The organism is Pseudoalteromonas sp. P1-13-1a, assembly GCF_001401875.1.
In the GTDB taxonomy this organism is placed as follows: Bacteria; Pseudomonadota; Gammaproteobacteria; order Enterobacterales; family Alteromonadaceae; genus Pseudoalteromonas.
On sequence record NZ_LKDV01000003.1, the window covers coordinates 83,113 to 100,723 of the forward strand.

General features: G+C 41.3%; 22 protein-coding genes. 15 read left to right on the plus strand and 7 right to left on the minus strand.

The features are described from left to right. The first annotated feature begins 92 nt into the window (after positions 1 to 92). The 3 genes from AN391_RS03985 (at position 93) to AN391_RS03995 (ending at position 3,221) form a co-directional block, all read left to right on the plus strand. Positions 93 to 536, plus strand: a complete 444-nt coding sequence (locus AN391_RS03985) for a YhcB family protein (protein ID WP_055014200.1) — start codon at positions 93 to 95, stop codon at positions 534 to 536. A gap of 149 nt (positions 537 to 685) precedes the next feature. Next, the gene (locus AN391_RS03990; RefSeq protein WP_055014201.1) at positions 686 to 2,038 is read left to right on the plus strand and encodes a Do family serine endopeptidase; all 1,353 of its coding nucleotides are present in this window, start codon (positions 686 to 688) and stop codon (positions 2,036 to 2,038) included. Positions 2,039 to 2,138: 100 nt separating this feature from the next. After that, on the plus strand, positions 2,139 to 3,221 hold the full coding sequence (locus AN391_RS03995) for a trypsin-like peptidase domain-containing protein (protein ID WP_055014202.1): 1,083 nt from the start codon (positions 2,139 to 2,141) through the stop codon (positions 3,219 to 3,221). A 147-nt stretch (positions 3,222 to 3,368) separates the two neighbouring features. On the opposite strand, the gene murA is transcribed toward AN391_RS03995, so the two are convergent. From murA to mlaF, 7 genes are read right to left on the minus strand one after another with little or no spacing between them, the layout of a single operon-like run. After that, a complete protein-coding gene (gene murA, locus AN391_RS04000) occupies positions 3,369 to 4,628 on the minus strand; it encodes a UDP-N-acetylglucosamine 1-carboxyvinyltransferase (protein ID WP_055014203.1) in 1,260 nt (419 codons plus the stop codon). A gap of 13 nt (positions 4,629 to 4,641) precedes the next feature. Further along, on the minus strand, positions 4,642 to 4,899 hold the full coding sequence (locus AN391_RS04005; RefSeq protein ID WP_004589097.1) for a BolA family protein: 258 nt from the start codon (positions 4,897 to 4,899) through the stop codon (positions 4,642 to 4,644). A gap of 5 nt (positions 4,900 to 4,904) precedes the next feature. After that, positions 4,905 to 5,198 (minus strand): lipid asymmetry maintenance protein MlaB, encoded by a 294-nt coding sequence (locus AN391_RS04010; protein ID WP_055014204.1) that lies wholly within the window; start codon positions 5,196 to 5,198, stop codon positions 4,905 to 4,907. Continuing rightward, positions 5,191 to 5,871, minus strand: a complete 681-nt coding sequence (locus AN391_RS04015; RefSeq protein WP_055014205.1) for a phospholipid-binding protein MlaC — start codon at positions 5,869 to 5,871, stop codon at positions 5,191 to 5,193. Before AN391_RS04015 ends, AN391_RS04010 begins: the two co-directional genes overlap by 8 nt. Before the next feature lie 5 nt (positions 5,872 to 5,876). Continuing rightward, positions 5,877 to 6,425, minus strand: coding sequence for an outer membrane lipid asymmetry maintenance protein MlaD (gene mlaD, locus AN391_RS04020; protein WP_004589094.1), 549 nt, complete (start codon positions 6,423 to 6,425; stop codon positions 5,877 to 5,879). A gap of 13 nt (positions 6,426 to 6,438) precedes the next feature. Further along, a complete protein-coding gene (gene mlaE / locus AN391_RS04025) occupies positions 6,439 to 7,218 on the minus strand; it encodes a lipid asymmetry maintenance ABC transporter permease subunit MlaE (RefSeq protein ID WP_055014206.1) in 780 nt (259 codons plus the stop codon). Beyond that, the gene (gene mlaF, locus AN391_RS04030) at positions 7,218 to 8,021 is read right to left on the minus strand and encodes a phospholipid ABC transporter ATP-binding protein MlaF (RefSeq protein ID WP_082422676.1); all 804 of its coding nucleotides are present in this window, start codon (positions 8,019 to 8,021) and stop codon (positions 7,218 to 7,220) included. The genes mlaE and mlaF overlap by 1 nt, the downstream gene beginning before the upstream one ends. Before the next feature lie 254 nt (positions 8,022 to 8,275). Here mlaF and AN391_RS04035 point away from each other — a divergent pair, with 254 nt between their 5' ends. From AN391_RS04035 to mgtE, 12 genes are all read left to right on the plus strand, one after another. After that, a complete protein-coding gene (locus AN391_RS04035; RefSeq protein ID WP_055014208.1) occupies positions 8,276 to 9,244 on the plus strand; it encodes a calcium/sodium antiporter in 969 nt (322 codons plus the stop codon). A 2-nt stretch (positions 9,245 to 9,246) separates the two neighbouring features. After that, entirely contained in the window at positions 9,247 to 10,218 is a 972-nt protein-coding gene (locus AN391_RS04040; RefSeq protein ID WP_055014209.1) for a KpsF/GutQ family sugar-phosphate isomerase, read from the plus strand. Beyond that, positions 10,219 to 10,770: a 3-deoxy-manno-octulosonate-8-phosphatase KdsC gene (gene kdsC / locus AN391_RS04045; RefSeq protein WP_055014210.1), complete on the plus strand. Its 552-nt coding sequence runs from the start codon at positions 10,219 to 10,221 to the stop codon at positions 10,768 to 10,770. Beyond that, positions 10,767 to 11,321, plus strand: coding sequence for an LPS export ABC transporter periplasmic protein LptC (gene lptC, locus AN391_RS04050; protein WP_055014211.1), 555 nt, complete (start codon positions 10,767 to 10,769; stop codon positions 11,319 to 11,321). Before kdsC ends, lptC begins: the two co-directional genes overlap by 4 nt. Next, the gene (gene lptA / locus AN391_RS04055; RefSeq protein ID WP_055014212.1) at positions 11,311 to 11,859 is read left to right on the plus strand and encodes a lipopolysaccharide transport periplasmic protein LptA; all 549 of its coding nucleotides are present in this window, start codon (positions 11,311 to 11,313) and stop codon (positions 11,857 to 11,859) included. The genes lptC and lptA overlap by 11 nt, the downstream gene beginning before the upstream one ends. After that, positions 11,856 to 12,581, plus strand: coding sequence for an LPS export ABC transporter ATP-binding protein (gene lptB, locus AN391_RS04060; protein WP_004589086.1), 726 nt, complete (start codon positions 11,856 to 11,858; stop codon positions 12,579 to 12,581). Before lptA ends, lptB begins: the two co-directional genes overlap by 4 nt. Positions 12,582 to 12,650: 69 nt before the next feature. Further along, the gene (locus tag AN391_RS04065) at positions 12,651 to 14,150 is read left to right on the plus strand and encodes an RNA polymerase factor sigma-54 (RefSeq protein ID WP_055014213.1); all 1,500 of its coding nucleotides are present in this window, start codon (positions 12,651 to 12,653) and stop codon (positions 14,148 to 14,150) included. A 27-nt stretch (positions 14,151 to 14,177) separates the two neighbouring features. Continuing rightward, entirely contained in the window at positions 14,178 to 14,465 is a 288-nt protein-coding gene (gene hpf, locus AN391_RS04070; RefSeq protein WP_004589084.1) for a ribosome hibernation promoting factor, read from the plus strand. A 4-nt stretch (positions 14,466 to 14,469) separates the two neighbouring features. Further along, positions 14,470 to 14,922, plus strand: a complete 453-nt coding sequence (locus AN391_RS04075; protein ID WP_055014214.1) for a PTS sugar transporter subunit IIA — start codon at positions 14,470 to 14,472, stop codon at positions 14,920 to 14,922. 19 nt (positions 14,923 to 14,941) lie between these two features. Then, entirely contained in the window at positions 14,942 to 15,787 is an 846-nt protein-coding gene (rapZ, locus tag AN391_RS04080) for an RNase adapter RapZ (RefSeq protein WP_055014215.1), read from the plus strand. Positions 15,788 to 15,827: 40 nt separating this feature from the next. Next, positions 15,828 to 16,100 carry an HPr family phosphocarrier protein gene (locus tag AN391_RS04085; RefSeq protein WP_055014216.1) on the plus strand — a complete coding sequence of 91 codons (273 nt, stop codon included), beginning with the start codon at positions 15,828 to 15,830 and terminating at the stop codon, positions 16,098 to 16,100. 138 nt (positions 16,101 to 16,238) lie between these two features. Continuing rightward, positions 16,239 to 17,597 carry a magnesium transporter gene (gene mgtE, locus AN391_RS04090; RefSeq protein ID WP_055014217.1) on the plus strand — a complete coding sequence of 453 codons (1,359 nt, stop codon included), beginning with the start codon at positions 16,239 to 16,241 and terminating at the stop codon, positions 17,595 to 17,597. Positions 17,598 to 17,611 lie beyond the last annotated feature (14 nt).

Consider the following 17,611-nt stretch of genomic DNA (forward strand, 5'->3'; position numbering starts at 1 on the left):
AACACGCATCTTAACTCGGGGTATATTACCTACAGGATGATTTATATTTGAATCAGGCATTATTAGATATTTTTTCCCAAAGGGGTAAAGTTATGGGCACAGTTACGTGGGTAGGTTTAATTGTCATTACTGCTGTAGTGGCATTTTTTGTTGGTGCATTCGTTACTAAAAAACAATTTAAACAAGATGAATTAAAAGAACAAGCAGAGCAAGCACAAAACGCGCTTGAGCAGTATCGCCAAGATGTGGCTGATCATTTAGCAAGCACGGGTAAGCTTGTGAATAAAATGAAAGAAAATTACGACCAACTACTCAGCCATGTTGAAGAAACTAATCAACTATTACTTGATGATAAAAACAAAGCCCCTAGTGAGCCGTTTTTCTCTAAAGAAACAACTGAGCAATTACAAGCGTCTTTAAAAGAACGCGAAGTTGACCGTTCATCTGCACAGGCACAACCTGCCGATTACGTATCGGGCGAGTCTGGTTTGTTTGCAGGACAAAATAGCGATTCAAAAACAGTAAAAGCCTCTTAATATACGATGCACGCTAAAATGTTAGTGCTATCTTGAGGAACTTTTTTTTGACCCCATAGTCTTTAAATGTAACAGCTTTATATTTAAATTCGAAGAGGCTGCTTATGCAGCCTTTTTGCTTTTCCTGTGATGTGGAGTACACCCTGACTATGAAAATGAAATTATCACTTATTAGTGCTGCAATCTTATCTACAAGCTTATTATTAAGCCCTATGGCCTCTTATGCAAAACTACCTATTGCTGTTAACGGCCAACAATTACCTACACTTGCGCCTATGCTTGAGCAAATTACTCCAGGCGTTGTGAGCATTCAGGTTTCTGGGTCAAAAGAAGTACGTCGTCGTGCAGACCCCCTTGAATACTTTTTTGGCAACCCTCAACCACGTAGCCAAAAACGTCAATTTAGTGGGTTAGGCTCAGGGGTTATTATTGATGCCGATGAAGGTTATGTCGTAACAAATAATCACGTAATTCAAGATGCCGAAAAAATGGTGGTGACGCTAGAAGATGGCCGTGAATTTGAAGCGACTAAAATAGGTACAGATAAAGAGTCTGATATTGCATTATTACAAATAGATGCAGATGATTTAACCGCGGTTAAACTCGCTAATTCAGATAAATTGCGTGTCGGCGACTTTGCAGTGGCCATTGGTAATCCATTTGGTTTAAGCCATACCGTAACCTCAGGTATTGTAAGTGCATTAGGGCGTAGTGGTTTAAATATTGAAGGCTATGAAGACTTTATTCAAACCGATGCGGCTATTAACCAAGGTAACTCAGGAGGCGCTTTAGTTAATTTAAATGGTGAACTCATTGGTATTAATACTGCTATTTTAGGTGCCTCGGGAGGAAATGTAGGTATTGGCTTTGCTATTCCATCAAATATGATGAAAAACCTAGTCGACCAAATTATTGAACATGGCGAAGTTCGCCGTGGCTCACTGGGTATTTCTGGCCGCCCACTTGATGCAGGCCTTGCAAAAGCACAGCAACTTGACGTTAAACAAGGGGCTTACGTTATGCAAGTAATGGATGATACCGCAGCAAGTAAAGCAGGTATTAAAGCTGGCGATGTTATTATTAGTATTAATGGTAGCGATATTAGTGGCTTCCATGAGCTGCGTAGCAAAATAGCGACTTTAGGTGAAGGCCGTGAAGTTAAATTAGGTATTTACCGCGATGGCAAAGTAAAAACTATTAAGGTGACCCTTGATGGCGCATCGGGTGTAACAGCTGCAGGCGATGAACTGCATCCTGCATTCCAAGGTGCAACGCTTGAAAACGTGCAAAAAAATGGCACTAAAGGTATTGAAGTAGCCACAGTAGATCCGCGCTCTCCTTCGGCACGCGTAGGTCTTGAAGAAGGTGATATTATTGTACAAGTTAACCGCCAACGCGTAGAAAACATTCGTCAAATGAACAAAATTATCGAAGATACCCAAGGTAATATTGTACTTGGCGTTAAACGTGGCAGAGAGTCTATCTTTGTACTTATTCAATAAGTAACACACTATAAATAAGCAATAAAAATAACAGCAGCACTTGCCGCTGTTATTTTTTTTGTGCCATCATAAAGAATTGCTCACTAACAATAAGAATCTCGTGCTGAAATTACTAAAATTTGTACTTCCCCCCTTGTTTGTCGGTTTAGGTATCGCTTTTTTAGTGGTTTTTTTCAGCCCTAATATGCGCGCCTCTTTACTCCCTAATGTTCCCTTGCCCAGTGCTATGAGCTCAAATCATCTTAGTTTTTCTGACGCGGTTAAACGTGCTGCACCGTCGGTGGTAACCATTTTTTCGGAAAGTATTTCTAAAGAGCCTAGGTATAAGCAACAAAACACCGTTCAAGAGCTGGGCTCTGGGGTTATTATGACCCAAGATGGTTACATTTTAACTAACTACCACGTCATAAATAATGCAGATCAAATTTTGGTTATATTAACCGATGGCCGACGCTTTTTTGATGTGCAGTTAATTGGCTTTGACACTATTACCGACTTAGCCTTATTAAAAATTAACGCCGATCACCTGCCCGTTATTCCGGTAAACGACAATTACACCACAAGTGTAGGCGATGTAGTACTAGCCATAGGTAACCCACTCAATTTAGGGCAAACCATCACCCAAGGTATAATCAGCGCCACCGGTAAACAAAAAATTACCGATAGCCCTTACAACAACCTATTACAAATGGATGCCGCTATAAATGTAGGTAACTCTGGTGGCGCCTTAGTTAATTCTAATGGTGATTTAGTGGGAATTACGTCTGCGCAGTTTAAAACCCGTGAAAACCTAAATATCCAAGGAATATTTTTTGCTGTTCCCTATTCGCTGGCTAAAGAAGTAATGGCAAAGCTGATACGCCATGGCCGTGTAGTACGTGGTTATTTAGGGTTTGAAGGCACGGCTGTTGATAGCACAGGCAAAGAAGTAAACGACAGTCTAACACCGGTTGCAGGCATGCGAATCACCAATTTAGACCCATTAGGCCCTGCATGGCAAGCTGGCATTGAAGAGCAAGATATTGTTATTAAAATTGCAGGATTAAGCGTTGCCAACCCGCAAAAAGTACTCGAAAAAATAGGCAATACACAGCCCGGTAAAGAAATAGAATTTGAGCTGTATCGAAACGGTAAAATAAAAAAAATAATGGTTAGAGTTGCAGAACTCGAGACTAAACTCTAACCAAAGTGACAATAAAAAGGTCGGATAGCAATACGCGTATCCGACCTTTTTTATGTCTAAAGTAAACTGTCTTTAACCCAGTGTGCTTAATTTAACGAGCAAGTTTGCCCTCACCTCAAAGCAAATAAATATTATTGCGAATGGGTATTAGCTACTTCTGCGCTTAATATTAGCGCCTAAGCCACTGAGTTTATCTTCAATGCGTTGATAGCCTCGGTCTACGTGGTAAATACGATCGACTACCGTTTCACCTTGCGCCACTATACCGGTTAAAATTAAGCTTGCAGAGGCACGTAAATCAGTTGCCATTACCTGAGCACCACTTAAACTTTGCGTTTCACCACAAATAGCCGTGTGCCCTTCTAAACGAATATTAGCGCCCATGCGTTGTAATTCAGGTACATGCATAAAACGGTTTTCAAAAATGGTTTCGGTAATTGTTGCACTGCCATTAGCCACTACATTTAACGCGGTAAACTGCGCTTGCATGTCGGTTGGAAAACCAGGGTGAGGCATGGTTTTAATATTAACGGCTTTAAGCTCACGATTACGCATATCTAAATAAATGCTGTCATCGTTTACTTCAACTAATGCATTCGCGGCACGTAATTTTTCAATAACAGGCTCAAGTGAATGATAATCTGTTTTTTTACAAAGTACTTCGCCTGCAGCCATTGCTGCTGCAACTAAAAAAGTGCCTGTTTCAATGCGGTCAGGTAAAATACTGTGCTCACAGCCGCCTAAACGCTCTACGCCATCAATTTCTATACGGCTTGTACCTGCACCAGTAATTTTTGCACCCATTGCAATTAGGCAATTGGCAAGGTCAATAATTTCAGGCTCGCGTGCTGCGTTTTCAAGTACCGTTTTACCATCGGCAAGTGCTGCGGCCATTAGTAAGTTTTCGGTTGCGCCAACACTCACCATTTCCATAAAAATTTCAGCGCCTTTAAGACGACCTTCTACTTTTGCATTGATATAACCGTTTTCAACGTTTATTTGCGCGCCCATGCGCTCTAAACCTTGAATATGTATATCAACTGGGCGGGCGCCTATTGCACACCCACCAGGTAGCGATACCTGCGCCTCACCAAAACGTGCCACTAAAGGCCCTAGGGCTAAAACAGAAGCGCGCATCTGCTTAACTAAATCATAAGGAGCAAGCGTTTTGTTAACGGTTGCACCGTCAATGTAGAGTGTATCGCCTTGCCAATTTACGGTCGCGCCTAAGGTGCTTAAAAGCGCTTCGGTGGTTACAATATCGCGAAGGCGAGGTACATTCGTAAATGTACTCTTACCGTCGCCAAGCAATGCAGCGAACAAAATTGGTAATGCGGCATTTTTAGCGCCAGAAATAGTTACTTCACCAGCAAGTGAAGTGCCACCTTGAATTACAAACTGATCCATTAAGAGGCCTTAACTATTGAGGTAAAATAAATTTTTGTTCACGCTTCCACTCAGTTGGCGTAAATGCACGAATTGATACAGCGTGAATTGTACCGTCTGAAATAGTATTCATTAATGGGCCATAAACTAGCTGTTGCTTTTTAACGCGGCTTAAACCGTCAAAGCACTCACCTACCGCAATTACTTCATAATGGCTACCATTGGCTTTTACTTTTACTTCAGATAATTGAAGTTCATCGCGTAATAACGTTTCGACTTGGCTAGTTTCCATAACTCTCACTCAAATAAAGTTGTTACCTGACCTAATTGCATTAAATTTTGCAATTGCTCAGGTGGGTTTTGCAATTCAAGGCGTGTGCCCTGTTGCTTAAATTCAGCAAAAGAGTGAATTAACCAAGCTAAGCCCGCTGTGTCAACCCTCATGACCTCACAAAGGTCAAAATAGATGGTTTTATGCTTACTTAATGACTGGACGTTCAGAAGCGGTTCATTGCCAATTGAGCTGCGGGTAAGTTCACCACTTACCCTATAATGCTGCTCATCAACTTGGCTAATTGCCAATTTAGTCATTGCTGTTGTTGCCTCTAAATTGCACAGGTAGCTGACTCTTTTGCTCTAGTAATTTGCTTACATGCGCAATACCCTGCTGGCGCAAAATACCTTGTAGCTCACTTTGTTTTGCATCAAGTAAGCTAATTCCTTCTGCAATCATATCGTATGCACGCCACTCGCCACTGCGATCTTCACGCACTTTAAAATCAATTTTTATGTCAGGTTTACCATCTTCAATGATTTTAGTTTTTACTACAACCACATCTTTTCCTTTAAATGGTTGTGCTGCACCAAACTCAACATGTTGGTCTGTATATTGAGTAAATACCCCAGCGTAAGTTGCGACTAAATAACTTCTAAACGCACCAATAAATTCTTGGATGTCTTTTATCGCTTTGGCTTTTTGCGCTTCATCTTTAATCGCACGTACTTTAGACACTTCACTACCTAATACGCGTAATGCTGCATATTTGTAGTCTATGTAAGGCATTAACTCTTCTTCTACAATAACACGAAGGTATTCTTTATCTTTAACGATAAGCGGTTGATCTTTTTTAATCCGCTCAAAAGTATGCTCTGATACTTGGCGTACCATTTTATTAGGATCTGTCAATTTTACTTCGGCTGCGCTAACACTTTGCACAGCAAGGGTTGCACCAAGTGCAATAACGGCTAAAAACTGTTTCAACATAATAATTACTCACTACCTTGGTTGAATAAAAACTGCCCAATTAACTCTTCTAAAACAAGTGCAGACTTCGTATCTGTGATTGAATCACCATCACCTAGCGCTTTGCTTTCTACGCCAAATAACTCGTCGATTGCTTGATCTTGCGCGTTTTCGGTCACTGTTTCACCTAAACAGCGTTGTTCTGCTGCGTTAGGAGAAATAACAGGGTGAATACCTAAGTACTGCTCCCCTAAAATTCCCGATGTTAAAATTGAGATTGAGCTCGTGTCTGAAAAACGACATAAATACTGTGCATCAATAGTCATATTGACCACAGGCAAAAACTCCTGCGGATGGACATAAATAGATTCAACACGCCCAATTACTACGCCGCCTACTTTTACCGGCGCGCGTGCTTTAAGTGAGCCAATATTTTCAAACTTTGCATTTAGCGTGTAGGTTTCGCCCGACCCGCTAATACCCGAATTAGCCACTTTAAGTGCTAACATTGCAAACGCTAAAATGCCTAATGCGACAAAAAAGCCAACTAAAATCTCTAATTTCCGTGAATTCATTATCTATACCCTATTAGCTGGTAAACATTACCGCTGTCAAAATAAAGTCAAACCCTAATACTGCCAGTGATGAGTGAACAACTGTTTCTGTTGTTGCTTTACTGATCCCTTCTGAGGTTGGAATACAATCGTAGCCCTTATAAAGCGCAATCCAGGTCACTACCATGGCAAATACAAAACTTTTGATCATGCCGTTTAATACATCTTCTTGAAACGATACTTGCGATTGCATTATCGACCAAAAGCTGCCGGTATCTACGCCTAACCAATCAACCCCAACTAAATGAGCACCGATAATGGCAACCGCAGAAAAAATAAGTGCAAGCAATGGCATACTAATAAAACCAGCCCAAAAACGCGGAGCAATAATGCGCTTAAGAGGGTCAATGGCCATCATTTCTAGTGAAGAGAGTTGTTCGGTGGCTTTCATTAAACCAATTTCTGCGGTTAGTGCACTGCCGGCGCGCCCCGCAAATAATAGCGCGGTTACCACAGGACCTAATTCACGTAACAAACTAAGCGCAACTAATGGGCCTAAGCTGTCTTCGGCACCATAGCCTACTAGTACGGTATACCCTTGCAGCGCAAGCACCATACCAATAAACAAACCCGACACCATAATAATTAATAATGATTGCGAACCAACCATATAAAGTTGTCGTACTAACAGCGGTGTGCCTTTTTTAAAGTTAGGTATATTCCACAGTGCATTAAAAAGCATGGTGGCAGAGCGCCCTAATGCTGCAAAACGCCCTAGCGTTTTATGACCTAACTTTTGAAATAAATCCAACATTAAGTGTTTTCTCCTAACAGCTCATCAGCATACGTTTGTGCTGGGTAATGAAATGGCACAGGCCCATCCGATAACCCTTTTAAAAACTGCTGTACTAATGGAGATTCATGGTTTCTCATTTCATCCGGTGTCCCTGCCCCTATTACGCCTTGGTCGGCAATAATAATAACGTGATCGGCAATACTCATTACCTCCGTCACATCGTGGGTTACAATAAGGGATGATAAACCTAGCACTTCATTTAATGACTTAATAAGCTTTACCAATACGCCCATAGATATTGGGTCTTGGCCGGCAAAAGGCTCATCATACATAATGAGCTCTGGGTCCAGCGCAATAGCACGTGCAAGTGCTGCTCGTCTGGCCATACCACCAGAAAGCTCAGAAGGCATTAAGTCTTTAGCGCCGCGTAAACCCACTGCTTGCAGTTTCATTAATACGACTAGTTTTATTAACGCTTCACTTAACTTGGTATGCTCTCGCAGAGGAAATGCAATGTTGTCAAATACCGACATATCAGTAAATAACGCACCGCTTTGAAACAGCATGCTCATTTTGGTTCGTGCCGCATATAACTCTTTGCGCGACATTTTAGGAATACTGCCACCTTCGAATAAAATATCGCCGGCGTCAGGCTTAAGCTGCCCACCAATTAAGCGTAGCATTGTGGTTTTGCCAATTCCGCTTGGCCCCATAATCGCTGTTATCTTACCTTTAGGAACACTAAAACTCATATTTTTATATATGGTTCTATCGCCTCGCGAAAAGCTAACATCCTTGACTTCTACTATTGATTGCGACAAGTCGCTCTCCGTAACAATGTTCACTCGTGCTCCTATTTTAAGGGTTTTTTAACCAAGATGGAAAAAACAATTCGTAAGATTTTGTAATACGCCTACAAAAAGCGCTGTAAGGCTGAAGTAAATTGCCTTAACCTTTGCTTAAGCGCATAAAATTCGCACACTGCTATAGTAGACCCCACTCTTTTGCTTATACTTTCATGTTGGCTTTTGTTACTATTCGCGCCATCTGTATTTTGAACATCTGGCTTAACATAATGGTTACCTCGTTTGTTATTTTAATTCTTGGTTTTACTGCACTTGTATGGAGCGCCGACCGATTTGTATACGGTGCGGCTGCGCTTGCTAAAAACTTTGGAGTGCCCACTTTAATAGTTGGCTTAACGGTTGTTGCTATGGGTTCTTCGGCCCCTGAAATGATGGTGTCTGCATCGGCTGCTCTGGCCAATAAAACCGACACAGCGGTAGGTAACGCGGTGGGCTCAAATATAACAAATATATTACTTGTGTTAGGGATAACTGCACTGCTGCGCCCGCTGAGTGTTTCCTCAAGTACGTTAAAACGCGAAATGCCGCTCGTAATGTTGGCATCATTGGCTACGTGGTATGTGTTTTCAGATAACTACTTTTCACTCACCGAAGGTATCGCCTTATTAGTCGCTTTTATTGTGTTTATTGGTGGTTTAATTATTGTATCCCTACGAGCTAAAAACCAAGATGATCCATTTGTTTCAGAAGCATGCGATGAAGTCCCTAATGATGTTCCCACTAAAAAAGCAATATTTTGGCTTATTGTCGGTATGGTTTTATTGCCTGTAAGCTCCCATTTTTTAGTTGGTTCAGCTGTCGATATAGCAAAATACTTTGGTTTAAGCGATTTAGTTATTGGTTTAACTATTATTGCCATTGGCACAAGCTTGCCTGAACTTGCGGCTTCTGTTGCAGGCGTTCTTAAAAACGAAGACGATTTAGCGCTAGGTAATATTGTTGGCTCAAATATATTTAATATTCTAGCGGTATTGCCGCTTGCAGGTATTATTAACCCATCAGTGGTCGACCCATCACTTGCAAACCGCGACATACTTATTATGTTGGGTGCAACGCTTGCGCTTATTATTATGTCATTGAACTTTAGAGGTTCTCAGCGTATCAATAGAGTAGAAGGTGGTCTATTACTCATCGCATTTTTGGCGTACCAAGGTTATATTTTTAGTCAAGTAGGGTAACAATGGCACAACTAAACTTTATAGAGCAAGGTTTACGCGTATTAAACATAGAACGCCAAGCGCTTGCGGATATTAAACAATACGTTGATGAAAACTTTAATAATGCGTGTCAGGCCATGTTTGATTGCCAAGGCCGCATTATTGTTATTGGTATGGGTAAATCAGGCCATATTGGTAATAAAATTGCTGCTACCCTTGCCAGTACAGGCAGCCCTGCTTTTTTTGTTCACCCAGGCGAAGCAAGTCATGGTGATTTAGGCATGATAACCAAAAATGATGTGGTTATGCTTATATCAAACTCGGGCGAAACCAGTGAAGTACTAAATATTATTCCGGTGCTAAAACGCCTCGGTGCAAAAATAATATCGATGACGGGCAACCCGCTTTCTACTATGGCAACACTTGCCGATGTGCACGTATGCATAAAGGTAGAACAAGAAGCATGTTTGTTAGGTTTAGCGCCAACAGCAAGCACCACAGCCACTTTAGCAATGGGTGATGCAATGGCGGTTGCGCTTTTAGAAGCACGCGGTTTTACCGCCGATGACTTTGCACTCTCTCACCCTGGCGGCAGCTTAGGTAAGCGATTGTTGCTCACTTTAAAAGATGTAATGCACAGCGGCACAAACACCCCTATTATAGGTGTAACGCAAACAATTAAAGACGCGTTAATAGAAATGTCTGCCAAAGGGCTAGGCATGACTGCTATTGTAGATAACAATCAACAGCTTGCTGGCCTTTTTACCGACGGCGACTTACGTCGTATTTTAGAGCAAAAAGTTGATATACATAACACCGCTATTAACCAAGTTATGACTAAGTCATGCACCACCGCCACGGCCGATATGCTTGCAGCAGAAGCACTAAATATAATGGAAAATAAGCGGATTAATGGTTTAATCATAGTTAATGAGCAAAACCAGCCTGTGGGCGCCTTAAATATGCAAGACCTCTTAAAAGCAGGAGTATTATAAATGCAATTTAAAGATCTCTATCAACCGCTAAGCGATGATGCCAGAGCACGCGCCAAAAAAGTAAAACTACTCATATGCGATATTGATGGTGTATTTTCTGATGGCCGAATTTACCTCGGTAACCAAGGCGAAGAGTTAAAAGCATTTAATACAAAAGATGGTTTTGGCATTAAGGCACTGATCAATAGCGGTTTTGAAGTTGCGGTTATTACGGGGCGTCATTCAAAAATAGTGCAAGCTCGCATGAGCAGCTTAACCGTACAGCATATTTATCAAGGCCAAGAAGACAAACTTATTGCTTATCAAGAACTCAAAAACACTTTAAAGTTAACTGATGAACAAATAGCCTATATTGGCGATGATGGACCTGACATGCCCGTCATGGAGCGCGTTGGTTTTGCCGTCGCAGTAAACGATGCGCACCCGCTAATTAAACGCTTATCGCATTACACTACACAAATGCCTGGTGGCTTTGGTGCAGTGAGAGAGCTCACAGATTTACTCATGCTCGAAAACGGTATAGCACTTACTACACAAGGTACCAGTTCATGAATGCAGCACGCGTTATACTCAGTGTGTTATTCATCGGCTGTATGGTTTGGCTTTGGTACCCTTATTTTACGCAAAGCAATGTAGCACCAGAGCAAGAACCAGAAGTCATTGCAAAGCCTGATTACACCGCTATAGAGCTTAAGCAAACAACCTATGACGAGCAAGGTAAAATAAGCCATAAAGTTACCGCGGCTAAAATGGAGCTGTACCAACAACTTGGTTTTACATTTTTTGAAAAGCCTATTTTTACTTTATATAACGAAACACAAACATGGCGAATAAACGCTGACGAAGCAACGCTTTACGAAGATAAACAACTTATTTTAGAAGGCAACGTGGTTGCCAAAAATTTAGTTGATAACGCCATGATAGATAACATCAATGCCGACAACATCGAAGTCGACATTAAAGCGCTAACAATGCGCTCTGAGCAGCCAGTGGTTGTCACTGGGCCAAATTTAAAGATTGTCGGTAAAGGCCTTGAAGCCGATTTAAAAACCGCAGTAATAAAACTAATTAACCATACGCGAACAATATATTATGACCAATAAACTCACTAAAATACTTATTATCCCATCGCTGATGCTGGCATTTAGCGCTTCTGCTGCTGAGCCTGCTGCTCAACCGCCAGCAAACCAAATTTCTATTAGTGCAGACCGTCAAGAAGGTCAACTTAAAGAAAACGTAGGTATTTTTGAAAAAAACGTCGAAATTGTGCATGGGAACCGCAAAATTACAGCCGACCGACTCGAAGTACATAAACGTGAAGACCTAGGGGATAACAAACAACTGCTTATTGCCACTGGCAGCCCTGCCTACTTCGAAGAAAAACAAGACGATGGTACCGTAATGAGTGCCAGTGCAAACGAAGTACGTTACGACGTAGCAAAGCGCTTTTTAACACTTGTTGGGGATGCCGAAGTCGCGCAAGCCGGTCAAAAAATTAATGCTAAAAGTATTACCTACGATATGCAGCAGCAGCTTATTAGCGCAGAAAAAGACGAAAACTCAACGGATCGTGTCCACACAATTTTAGTGCCTGTTGAAGCAAATATTAAAGAAAAAACAGGTAACGAAGGTCAACCATGAGCACCTTAAAAGCAGAACTATTAGCAAAAAGCTATAAAGGCCGCCAAGTTGTAAAAAATGTAGGCCTTGAGGTAGAAGCCGGCAGCATAGTGGGCTTATTAGGCCCTAATGGCGCAGGTAAAACCACCACCTTTTACATGATTGTAGGGTTAGTACCTAGCGACAAAGGTAAAATATCTATTGATGATAACGACATCACGTTATTACCTATGCACAGTCGTGCTCGCTTAGGCATTGGCTATTTGCCGCAAGAGTCATCTATATTTAGAAAGCTAACAGTTTATCAAAATTTAATGGCTATTTTAGAAACGCGCAAAGAGCTAAATAAAGCCGCGCGAGAAGAAACGCTTAACAACTTACTTGATGAATTTAGCATTCAACATATACGTGATAGCCAAGGTATGGCGCTTTCTGGTGGTGAACGCCGCCGTGTAGAGATAGCCAGAGCACTCGCAGCGAACCCTAAATTTATTTTGTTGGATGAGCCTTTTGCTGGTGTTGATCCGATTTCAGTGTTAGATATAAAGAAAATAATAGAACATCTTAAAAATCGTGGCATTGGCGTATTAATTACCGATCACAATGTAAGAGAAACCCTTGATGTTTGTGAAAAAGCCTACATTGTTTCTCATGGGGAGCTAATTGCATCTGGCACCCCAGAACACGTATTAAATGACAAAACTGTACGCGATGTTTATTTAGGCGAGCAATTTAGGCTGTAACATTTAAGCCACACCTACAAGCATCTGCTAATATTAATTATAACAACATAAAAGGATTGTTAGAGATACATGAGGCAATCATTACAGCTGCGCATGGGCCAGCAACTTACAATGACTCCACAATTGCAACAAGCGATTCGCTTGCTGCAGCTCAGTACATTGGATCTCCAGCAAGAAATACAAGAAGCACTGGATAGCAACCCGCTATTAGAAGTAGAAGAGCAAGATTACACGGAAGAGTCGGCTGGAAAAAATGAACAAAAAGCAGATACGGATGATGTAACCGTAAGCGCATCGGCTGATGATACAACCAGTGAATACGAGCAAGACAGTGGTGAAGCTTTAAATAAAGACACCGTTAGCGATGATATGGCGATGGATGTAACTTGGGATGAGTACATGAGTGCAGCCCCTGCGGCATCTTCAGGCCCAATGCCAGAAGATGAGTCTATTTATCAGGGCGCCTCTACTGAAACGCTACATGAGTACTTAATGTGGCAACTTCAGCTTACTCCTTTTAGCCCCACTGATGAAGCTATTGCTATAGCCATTGTAGAAGCTGTAGATGACTCGGGTATTTTAACGCTAAGTTGTGAAGAAATTTTAGAAAGCTTTAACCAAGAAAACGATGACGACGTTGAGGTTGAACTGGATGAAATAGAAGCCGTTTTAAAACGTATTCAATTATTCGACCCTGTAGGTATAGCCGCGCGAAGCTTACAGGAGTGCTTGTGTATTCAGCTTAATCAGTTTGATAAAGACACCCCTTTTATAGAACAAACTAAAATGATCTTAACCGATCACATTGATCTATTAGCGGCACGCGACTATCGTACATTAATGAAAAAGACTAAGCTTAAAGAAGACGAGCTTAAAGAGGTCATGACTCTTATACATACCCTCAACCCAAAACCTGCAGATACAATAGTAAGGGAAGAGTCTGAGTATGTCATACCGGATGTATCAGTTAAAAAAATTAAGGGCCGTTGGGTGGTAGAGCTAAACCCAGATAGCATGCCAAAAATACGCGTAAATAGTCAGTATGCGGCCATGTCACGTACCGTAAAATCTAGTGGAGATAGCCAGTTTATTCGCTCTCATCTGCAAGAAGCTAAATGGTTTATAAAAAGTCTTGAAAGCAGAAACGACACGCTGCTAAAAGTAACAAACTGTATTGTAAAACAGCAACAAGCGTTTTTTGAACATGGCCCCGAAGCCATGAAACCAATGGTTTTAAACGATGTTGCTGAAATGGTAGAAATGCACGAATCAACAATTTCGCGTGTTACTACGCAAAAATATATGCATACGCCACGTGGTATTTTTGAGCTTAAATATTTTTTCTCAAGCCACGTAAGCACTGAAAACGGCGGCGAATGTTCGTCAACCGCAATACGTGCCTTAATTAAAAAGCTAATTGCCGCGGAAAACTCAGCCAAACCATTGAGTGATAGTAAAATTGCGGATATATTGGCAGAGCAAGGAATTAAAGTAGCTAGACGCACAATAGCAAAATACCGTGAATCGCTAGCTATTCCACCGTCAAATCAGAGAAAGAGTTTGATATAAGACGTAAAAAACAAAGAGGAAATGCTTATGCAACTAAACCTAACTGGTCGTCACGTAGAAGTAACTGATTCACTTAGAGACTATGTAAATAATAAATTTGCAAAGCTAGAAAGGCACTCAGATCATATTAGCAATGTGCATGTCATTCTCGATGTAGAAAAACTCAACCAAAAAGCAGAAGCGACTATTCATGTAAGCGGCGCAGATTTATTTGCCTCAACAGAGCACCAAGATATGTATGCTGCTATAGACTCGTTGATTGACAAGCTCGATCGTCAAGTCATAAAACATAAAGAGAAGCTTGCTAGACACTAATATTATGAAATTAAGTACATTAGTATGCCAGGACTGCAGCAAAGCTGCGGTCCTTTTTAGTAGTAAAAAAAGAATTTTAGAATTTATCAGTGAGCTGGCTCATGAAAAGCTCCCTTACTTACCGCAACAGGATATTCTTAATGCGCTAGCTAGCAGAGAAAAACTAGGTAGTACGGGTATTGGCCGCGGTATCGCAATTCCGCATGGCAGAATGGGTGGCGTAGAAGAACCGCTTGCGTTAGTACTCGTTAGTGACAAGCCTGTAAACTTTGATGCTATTGATAACTGTCCTGTTGATATTTTTGTTGCACTCATCGTACCAGATGGCGATAACCAGCAGCACCTAAAGACTCTAGCAACCATAGCTGATAAACTGAGCAATAGAGAATTTTGCAAACAGCTGCGAAACGCTAAAACCGATGCAGAACTGTATCAAGTAATTGTTGATCAATCGTAGTAAATACTAAGGGCTATAAATGGAGTTAATAATCATAAGCGGCCGTTCCGGTTCAGGTAAATCGGTTGCTTTACGTGTGGTTGAAGATTTAGGCTATTATTGCGTAGATAATATCCCGGTCAACCTGCTGCCCTCTTTAGTACGTAGTGTTTCAGATAACTATGACAAAATAGCTGTTAGTATCGATGTTCGTAATATCCCCAAAGAACAAGACGAGTTTAACGATATTCTCGAGTACCTACCGGACTTTGCTAAACCCACTCTGTTTTATTTAGACAGTGATGATCAAACACTCATAAAACGTTTTTCAGAAACACGCAGATTACACCCTTTATCCATCGATTCATTGCCGCTCGACTTAGCAATAAAAAAAGAAAAAGAGCTGCTTGATGTACTTGTAACCCGCGCAGACTTTATGCTTGATACGACTGATTTAAGTGTTCACCAATTGGCTGAGTCAATTCGCGAAAAAATACTCGGAAAAAAAGATAAACAACTAATTGTAACGTTTGAATCGTTTGGTTTTAAACACGGCATACCTAAAGAAGCTGATTATGTATTTGATGCTCGCTTTTTGCCAAATCCGCATTGGGAGCCTGAACTTAAACCGCTTACAGGTCTTGATCAACCTGTAAAAGACTTTTTGGCAAACCACAGCATAGTGCAAAAATTTACTTGGCAAATTCAAACATTTGTACAAACTTGGTTACCACACTTAGAGCGCAATAACCGCAGCTACCTGACTATTGCAATAGGTTGTACGGGTGGACAACACCGCTCAGTTTATTTAGCCCAAACTATAGGTGAGAGCTTTGCAATGACACATCCAAATGTAAAAATTAGGCACCGTGAGCAAGAAAAGTAACCTTAAAATAATAACCTGTTCAGTTTAGGTATAGTAATTTATGCGTTGTGAAGACACGTTTTTAATAAAAAATAAATTAGGCTTACACGCCAGAGCGGCAACGGTCCTTGCGCAATTAGCTGTGCAATTTGATGCTAAAATTACCTTACATCAAGATGATAAAGAAGCCGCTGGTGATAGCGTATTAGCCTTAATGCTACTCGAAAGTAGTAAAGGCAAAGAAGTTAAAGTTGTATGTGAAGGCCCAGACTCAGAAAAGGCTTTGCATGCGGTCGGACAATTAATCGCACAGCGATTTAACGAACAAGAATAAACGTTTAATTACCAAGCTTACTCATACATTTTTGCTTTATACCCTGATTTGTGTAGCTTGGTAAATGAATAGTGTTTAATTAGATTAATCACAATGCGGTTAATCGCCTCCCCTCGTATATAAAAAATTAGGATGCCAATGCCAGAAGCGTTTGAACAAGACTACCCACTGCAACAACTAAAACAGGTGACTAAATCACTTAATAGTGGGCAATTTGTTCAAGTAAGACGCATGCTAGCAAAAACGGCCCCGTGTGATACTGCCCTTTTACTTGAATCCTCTCCGCATAAAATTAGACGCATGCTTTGGCAGCTGGTTGACCCAGATGTACAAGGGGACGTGCTAGAAGAGCTCTCTGAAGATGTACGTTTAGGCATCATTGCCCAAATGGAACCTGAGCATATTGCCGCCGCCACTGAGGATATGGGCCACGATGATTTAGGTGAAGTACTACGTAGCCTACCTGACACCGTGTATAAAGATGTAGTTAGCGCGATGGACACGCAAGACCGTGAACGTGCGACACAGGCTTTATCATACCAAGAACGCTCTGCAGGCGCGCTAATGAACACCGATACGGTGACCATTCGCCCAGACGTTACACTTGATGTTGTACTGCGTTATATTAGGCTGCGAGGTGAGCTACCAGAAGGCACTGATGATTTATACGTTGTTGATAAGCACAACTGCTTTTTAGGTGCGTTATCACTTAGTACGCTTTTAACTAATCCGCCTGAAAAAATTGTTCAAGATTTAATGGATGAAGACTGTGAGTCTATCCCTATCTCGATGGATGAAAGTGAGGTCGCTCAATTATTTGAACGCCACAACTGGATATCTGCACCGGTAGTCGATGATAACGCACACTTGCTTGGACGTGTCACTATTGATGATATTGTTGATGTTATTCGTGAAGATGCTGAGCATAGCTTATTAAGCTTAGCGGGTCTTGATGATGAAGAAGATACCTTTGCACCTGTTTTAAAAAGTTCAAAAAAACGCTCAGTATGGCTTGGCGTTAACTTACTTACCGCCCTGGCTGCTGCCTTTGTGGCCAGCTTTTTTGAAAGTACCTTAGACATTCTCCCTATTTTAGCTGTACTCAATGGCATAGTGCCCTCAATGGGTGGTGTAGCAGGTAGTCAGTCCTTAACACTGGTTATTCGCGGTATAGCTGTGGGGCACATTAATCAAACTAACCAACGTTTTTTAATGGCTAAAGAATTGGCCATAGGCGCATTAAACGGGATTATTTGGTCATTACTTATTGCTGGTGTAATTGCACTTTGGCAGTGGGATTTTATGCTTGGCGGCGTGCTCGCATTTGCTATGTTTATGAATCTTGTAGTAGCGGGTGTTGCTGGCGCATGTATTCCTATTTTATTGAAAAAAATGAATATAGACCCTGCACTTGCCGGCAGTGTTGTACTAACAACTGTGACTGATATTGTTGGTATTTTTGCCTTTTTAGGCACAGCAACGTGGCTACTTATTTAGCAACCTAACCCTAG